The organism is Curvibacter soli (assembly GCF_029211125.1).
Lineage (GTDB): Bacteria > Pseudomonadota > Gammaproteobacteria > Burkholderiales > Burkholderiaceae_C > Curvibacter_A > Curvibacter_A soli.
The window spans coordinates 37,510-44,458 of the sequence record NZ_JARGEN010000038.1 but is presented as its reverse complement, the minus strand read 5'-3'; the positions used below and the strand labels follow the sequence as shown (position 1 = coordinate 44,458).

At 59.1% G+C, this 6,949-nt stretch carries 6 protein-coding genes; 5 read left to right on the top strand and 1 reads right to left on the bottom strand.

Annotated elements, in window-relative coordinates; genetic code table 11:
* Positions 1-99 precede the first annotated feature (99 nt).
* A complete protein-coding gene (locus PY257_RS09770; protein WP_275741187.1) occupies positions 100-423 on the bottom strand; it encodes a DciA family protein in 324 nt (107 codons plus the stop codon).
* 31 nt (positions 424-454) lie between these two features.
* On the opposite strand from PY257_RS09770, the gene PY257_RS09765 reads away from it, so the two are divergent.
* From PY257_RS09765 to PY257_RS09745, 5 genes are all read left to right on the top strand, one after another.
* Positions 455-1,414 (top strand): M23 family metallopeptidase, encoded by a 960-nt coding sequence (locus PY257_RS09765; RefSeq protein ID WP_275741185.1) that lies wholly within the window; start codon positions 455-457, stop codon positions 1,412-1,414.
* Positions 1,415-1,554: 140 nt separating this feature from the next.
* A complete protein-coding gene (secA, locus tag PY257_RS09760) occupies positions 1,555-4,311 on the top strand; it encodes a preprotein translocase subunit SecA (RefSeq protein ID WP_275741183.1) in 2,757 nt (918 codons plus the stop codon).
* A 70-nt stretch (positions 4,312-4,381) separates the two neighbouring features.
* Positions 4,382-5,611, top strand: a complete 1,230-nt coding sequence (gene argJ, locus PY257_RS09755) for a bifunctional glutamate N-acetyltransferase/amino-acid acetyltransferase ArgJ (RefSeq protein WP_275741181.1) — start codon at positions 4,382-4,384, stop codon at positions 5,609-5,611.
* 10 nt (positions 5,612-5,621) lie between these two features.
* Positions 5,622-6,494 (top strand): ATP-binding protein, encoded by an 873-nt coding sequence (locus tag PY257_RS09750; protein ID WP_275741179.1) that lies wholly within the window; start codon positions 5,622-5,624, stop codon positions 6,492-6,494.
* On the top strand, positions 6,487-6,936 hold the full coding sequence (locus PY257_RS09745; RefSeq protein ID WP_275741177.1) for an NUDIX domain-containing protein: 450 nt from the start codon (positions 6,487-6,489) through the stop codon (positions 6,934-6,936). Before PY257_RS09750 ends, PY257_RS09745 begins: the two co-directional genes overlap by 8 nt.
* Positions 6,937-6,949 lie beyond the last annotated feature (13 nt).

Here is a 6,949-nt window from a genome sequence, read left to right as displayed (position 1 = left end):
GCTGTCGTGACCTCAAGCTCTCGAACCGCCCGGTGCGGACCCGCATGCCGGGTGGTGTGGCAGGGGCGCAGCCTGTGAAGGCTGCCCCCTATGCCGATTTCATACATCACTGCGGTGGGGCTTTTTCGATTGAACCTTGATCCGAATTGCGTTAACCTCCCAACCCCGACTTCGCAAATGCGCTTCCAGCGTCGGTAATAGCTGCCGCAGCTTCGCGGCGGCAGCGGCATTGCTGACAAGCAGGCACCAAGTGTTGCCCTCGATAGGCCCGGCCTGAATGGCTTGGTGCAGTCCGCGAGGCACGAGCGGTTGCACGCTCTGAAGCCGGCTGTTCGAATCGCGCACGAGTTCAGTCAGTCTGGCCAACGCGGGGGATGCTTGACTGGCCTGTATGAGTGTGACGGGGGATCGGGTGCGATTCAAGGCGATGCCGAAGAACTAGATAGGAACTTCAGTGCACCTCATTATTACGGATGCCCGGCTTGCAAGAAGCCATGCCATCCATCTGAGCGGCGGCAAACTGGTGCTGGTCGGGTTGTTGTCGTCCTTCGTCCTGATGTTGATGTCTGCGGCGCTATACCACTGGGTCTTTCTGAAAGGCGCCCGCGAAGGTTGGCCTGTGATTGGCTCTCTGGTCCGGTTGGTCGTCAAGGACGAGTTCGACCAGCGTGATCGCTTCATGCGTGCCAATCTGGATGCGATGGCGCGCAAGCTGGGAGAAATGCAAGCGAAGCTGGTACGGCTTGACTCATTGGGCGAGCGCGTTTCAGGGCTGGCGGGCATCGGTGCAGGGGATTTCAAGGCACCATCGGGGCAGGGAGGCGTCTTGATCATGGGGCATTCCTTGTCGCTGGAGGAGTTGCAGGCCACATTGGCTGAAATGGACAAGCTGACCGATCAGCGCGTGGATTTGCTGACAGTTATTGAATCGCGGCTGTTCGACCAGAAAGTCCGCAGCATGATGATTCCTACGCAGGAACCTGTACCAGGTCATATGACGGGATCGTCTTTTGGGTGGCGCATCGACCCTTTCACGGGACGGTCTGCCTTGCACACGGGGCTGGATTTCCCCGGTGCAGTCGGCACGCCTATTTTGGCCGCAGCTGGCGGCGTCGTCGTGACCCAGCAATTCCATCCGGAATATGGAAACATGGTCGAGATTGATCATGGCAACCACCTGATCACACGTTATGCCCACACCTTCAAAGTGTTTGTCAAACAGGGCGATCTCGTCAAGCGCGGGCAGGTGATCGCGCAGATAGGCACGACAGGCCGTTCGACCGGACCTCACCTTCATTTCGAGGTGCTGGTTGACAGTATTTGGCAGGATCCCCAGAAGTTCCTGGCCATGGGGCGTGGCATGCCTGAGATGGCGCGGGCACAGTCGCCACCCCGGGCGATGCAGCAACGGTAAAATCCACCGCTTGCTTAAGTTCGCGGCACTCCGCCGCCCGCGTGCGACTGTCATTTGCGTTGACGCTTGCCCGCAGGGCATCACTTCTAGAATTTTTGATCGTTTTGAGGCGCAGCCTGCTCAAAACGGTTCACGCTTGCATGGCCACCAATTTTCTCACCAAACTATTCGGCAGCCGTAACGACCGGCTCCTCAAGCAATATCGCAAGACGGTGGATCGCATCAATGCGATGGAGCCCGAGTACGAAAAACTGAACGACCAAGCATTGCGCACCAAGACGCAGGAATTTCGGGCACGCGTGCGTGGCGGTGAATCCCTGGATGCCCTGTTGCCTGAGGCATTTGCTGTGGTGCGTGAGGGATCCAAGCGCATCATGAGGATGCGGCATTTCGATGTGCAGTTGCTGGGCGGGATGGCGTTGCACAACGGCAAGATCGCCGAAATGCGCACCGGCGAAGGCAAGACGCTGACCGCTACGCTGCCGGTGTACTTGAACGCGCTTGCAGGTCAGGGCGTGCACGTCGTGACGGTGAATGATTACCTCGCAAGCCGGGATGCCCAATGGATGGGGCGCCTGTACAACTTTCTTGGCCTGACGGTGGGCATCAACCTGCCGCAGATGCCGCGCGAGGAAAAGCAGGCCGCCTATGCCGCCGACATTACCTACGGCACCAACAACGAGTACGGTTTCGACTATCTGCGCGACAACATGGTCTACGAACCGCGCGATCGCGTGCAGCGCGGGCTCAACTACGCCATCGTCGATGAGGTGGACTCGATTCTGATTGACGAGGCGCGTACGCCGCTCATCATCAGTGGGCAGGCCGAAGACCATACGGCTATGTATCTTGCGATGAATCAGTTGGCCCCGCTGCTGGTGCGGCAGGAGGGCGAGGCGGATCCACGCACGGGTGAAGGCGTCACCAAGCCTGGAGACTTCACCGTGGACGAGAAATCGCACCAGGTTTTCCTGACCGAGCAGGGGCATGAAACCGCCGAACGCATTCTGTCCGGCAAGGGACTGATTGGCGAAGGCGCATCGCTGTACGACCCCGCCAACATCTCGCTGATGCACCACCTTTATGCCGCCTTGCGCGCCCATCAGCTCTACCACCGCGATCAGCATTACGTGGTGCAGAACGGAGAGATCGTCATCGTCGACGAGTTCACGGGACGCCTGATGAGTGGGCGGCGCTGGAGCGATGGCCTGCACCAGGCGATCGAGGCGAAGGAGGGTGTTGCCATCCAGGCGGAAAACCAGACGCTGGCGTCAATCACGTTCCAGAACTACTTCCGGCTCTACACCAAGCTTTCGGGCATGACCGGGACGGCGGACACCGAGGCCTATGAGTTCCAGGAAATCTATGGGCTCGAAACGGTAGTGATTCCGCCCAACCGTCCCAGTCGTCGCGACGACCAACTCGACCGCGTCTACAAGACCACCAAGGAGAAATATGAGGCCGCGATCAAGGATATTCGGGAGTGCTACGAGCGGGGTCAGCCGGTGCTCGTCGGCACGACCTCGATCGAGAATTCCGAGATCATCTCGCATCTGCTCGACGAGGAGAAGCTACCCCATCAGGTGCTGAACGCCAAGCAGCACGCGCGTGAAGCCGACATCGTGGCGCAGGCCGGCCGCCCCAAGATGATCACCATCGCCACAAACATGGCAGGCCGGGGTACCGACATTGTGCTGGGTGGGAATGTCGAAAAGGAAATCACCGCGCTGCAGCAGGACGAATCCGTCGATGATGCAACGAAGGAGGCGCGTATCGCGGCACTGCGCGCGCAATGGGAGAAAGACCATGCGTTCGTGACGCAGGAGGGCGGGTTGCGCATTATCGCGACTGAGCGGCACGAGTCGCGGCGTATCGACAACCAGTTGCGTGGCCGTTCGGGCCGGCAGGGCGACCCGGGCTCGTCACGGTTCTATCTGAGTCTCGACGATGCATTGATGCGCATCTTCGCCGGCGACCGTGTCAAGGCCATCATGGAGCGCCTGAAGATGCCCGATGGCGAGGCCATCGAGGCAGGTATCGTCACGCGCAGTATCGAGTCCGCCCAGCGCAAGGTGGAAGCGCGCAATTTCGACATGCGTAAGCAATTGCTGGAGTACGACGACGTTGCCAATGACCAGCGCAAGGTGATCTACCAGCAGCGCAACGAGATACTGGATGCCGTCGATCTGAACGGCGTCATCAACGGCATGCGCGATAGCGCATTGACCGATTTGGTGCGCCAGTACGTTCCAGAGGAGTCCGTCGAGGAACAATGGGATGTCGCAGGCCTGGAAAAGGTGCTGGCAGGCGACGATTGGCAGCTTGATCTGTCGCTACGCCAAATAGTCGAGAGCTCTTCCAGCATCACGGACGAAGACATGCTGGACAAAGTGCTCCAGGCCGCGCGCGAGGCGTTCGAGGCCAAGGTGGCGCTGGTCGGGCAAGAGAATTTCGCGCACTTCGAGCGTGCCGTGCTGCTGCAAAGCTTTGACTCGAATTGGCGCGACCATTTGAGCGCACTGGATTATCTGCGCCAAGGGATTCACCTGCGGGGCTATGCGCAGAAACAGCCCAAGCAGGAATACAAGCGCGAGGCGTTCGAGCTTTTCCGCCAGTTGATCGATCAGGTGAAGAATGAAGTCACCAAGGTGTTGATGACGGTGAAGGTGCAATCGCCCGAGGCATTAGGCGAGGCGGCTGAGATATTGGAGAGCCGTGGCGAGAAGATCGCCAATATCACGTACTCCGCGCCCAGTGAACCTGGCACACCGGAGGATGGGGCTGGTTCGCTTGCGCCGCAAACGGCGCCCGAGGCTGCTGTGCGCGTGGGCCGCAACGATCCATGCCCCTGCGGAAGTGGCAAGAAGTACAAGCATTGCCACGGCAAGCTTGCGTGACGTGCGGCTCCTTGGCTTTTTTGGCGAGGGGGCCTGCCTGATATTCATTTCATGTTGAGGTAGAGGTGCTATGGCCGTGCAATTGATATCTCCCCGTTCTGAAGATCTGCATGTGGTGGCAGGAGTGCGCATCGGTGTCGCGGAGGCGGGCATTCGCAAGGCTGGGCGCAAGGATCTCAGCGTCTTTTTGCTTGATGAGGGTACGAACGTTGCGGGTGTTTTTACGCAGAATCGTTTCTGTGCCGCGCCTGTCCAAGTCTGTCGCGAGCATTTGGCTGGAGGGCGGAACATTCGTGCGCTGGTCATCAATACAGGAAATGCGAATGCTGGCACAGGTGCCGATGGGCTTGCCCGGGCCCGGAGTGTATGTGCCACATTGGCGCGTCAACTGGGCGTCGAGCCGACCCAGATCCTGCCGTTTTCAACGGGGGTGATCATGGAGCCGCTTCCTGTGGAGCGTATCGAAGCGGCTTTGCCCGCTGCCTTGGCCGATGTCGATCCATCGCATTGGCTCCGTGCGGCAGAAGGCATCATGACCACGGACACCCTTCCCAAGGCCTACAGCCGCCAGATCGTGGTTGATGGGGCCATGGTGACCATCACCGGGATCAGCAAGGGGGCAGGAATGATTCGCCCCAACATGGCCACCATGCTGGGTTTTCTGGCGACCGATGCGTGCATTGCGCCAACTGTCCTTCAGGCATGGGCTGCGGAACTGGCCGAGGGGTCTTTCAATCGCATCACGATTGATGGAGATACATCCACCAATGATTCGTTCGTTCTGATGGCCTCCAACCAGGCCGGCAACGTCGAAGTTACCGATGCGGATGCCCCTTCGGCCAAGGCATTGAAACAAGTGTTGCTTGACGTCGCTCGCCAGCTGGCGCAGGCCATTGTGCGCGACGGAGAGGGCGCGACGAAGTTCATCACCATCCACGTCGGGGGAGGGCGAACGACGGCAGAGTGCCGGCAGGTGGCCTATGCCATCGCGCATTCTCCCTTGGTCAAAACCGCATTCTTCGCCAGTGATCCCAACCTTGGGCGAATCCTGGCGGCGGTGGGGTATGCAGGCATTCTCGATCTCGACCAGACCCGCATTGAGCTTTTCTTGGATGACGTACATGTTGCTACGTCGGGTGGACGCCATCCGGCTTACCGGGAAGAGGCCGGACAGAGGGTGATGCGGCAAAGCGAGATAACTGTTCGCGTCGAATTGGGGCGCGGGCAGGCCTTGGATACGGTGTGGACCTGCGACCTGAGCCACGACTATGTCAGCATCAATGCTGACTACCGTTCCTAGGCCGACTGTGATGAACGAGAAATTCGAGAGACTGCTGGAGCGTGTCGATCAGCTCGTCTGCAGACTCGAAGCAATCCTGCCGAAACCCCTGGGAGCGCCGGATTGGTCTAGTGCCATTGCTTGGCGTTACCGCAAGCACAGCGGAGGGCGTGGAGTATTGGAGCCCATCCGACATATTGCTGCAATGCGGCTCAGCGACTTGCAGAACATCGATATCCAGAAAGACAAGCTGCAGCGCAATACCTTGCAGTTCGTCGAGGGCCGTCCGGCCAATAACGTGCTGTTGACTGGCGCACGTGGCACCGGGAAATCCTCCCTCATCAAGGCCTGCCTGAATGAATATGCCACTCGTGGATTGCGTCTGATAGAAGTGGACAAGGCCGACTTGACGGATCTGCATGACATTGTGGATGTCGTGGCGTCGCGCCTGGAGCGTTTTATCGTCTTTTGTGACGACCTCAGCTTCGAAGATGGGGAATCGGGGTACAAGGCGCTGAAGTCCATTCTCGACGGATCCGTGGCGGCCGCAACGCCCAATGTGCTCGTTTATGCGACGAGCAACCGACGGCATCTGCTGCCTGAACACACGAAGGACAATCTTTCCTATACCACTTCCGAGGATGGCGAAATCCATCCGGGCGAGGTCGTGGAAGAGAAGATATCCCTCTCCGAGCGGTTTGGGTTATGGGTGAGCTTCTATCCATTCAGCCAGGAAGAATACTTGCGCATTGTCGAGCAATGGCTGCACGTCTTGGGTGCAAAAGTCCCCTTGTCCCAAGCCACACGCTCGGAGGCGCTGGTATGGGCCTTGGAGCGAGGGTCGCGCAGTGGCCGGGTGGCGTACCAGTTTGCACAGGATTTCGCGGGGCGGGCCCATGGGTGACATGCCTGATGTTGCGCCTTCGCGAAAGCATACCGAGGTGGCTGTCGGTATCTTGCTGGACCCGCAAGGCCGCATGCTACTGACTTCACGCCCTGCGGGGAAGCCGTATGCGGGGTATTGGGAATTTGCCGGCGGCAAAGTCGAGACTGGCGAAACCATTGAGCAGGCACTGCGCCGTGAACTCCATGAAGAACTCGGAATCACAATCGCCGCAGCACAAGCATGGAGGGTTACTGAACATGAGTATCCCCATGCACTGGTTCGACTGCACTGGTGCAAGGTGACGCGATGGTCAGGTGCGCTGGAAATGCGAGAAGGTCAGTCAATGCGCTGGCAAACGCTTCCGCTGGATGTCTTTCCGGTTTTACCTGGGGCATATCCGGTGCTTGCATGGCTGGCGGCGGAACAAGGCTTCATCGGGTTCACCCATCGTCTGGAATAAGGCGTGGTGCGCC

Bases quoted from the DNA above. Each gene is read 5' to 3' on its own strand.
- secA (WP_275741183.1), top strand. From the start codon at position 1,555: ATGGCCACCAATTTTCTCACCAAACTATTCGGCAGCCGTAACGACCGG.
- argJ (WP_275741181.1), top strand. From the start codon at position 4,382: ATGGCCGTGCAATTGATATCTCCCCGTTCTGAAGATCTGCATGTGGTG.
- PY257_RS09750 (WP_275741179.1), top strand. From the start codon at position 5,622: ATGAACGAGAAATTCGAGAGACTGCTGGAGCGTGTCGATCAGCTCGTC.
- PY257_RS09745 (WP_275741177.1), top strand. From the start codon at position 6,487: ATGGGTGACATGCCTGATGTTGCGCCTTCGCGAAAGCATACCGAGGTG.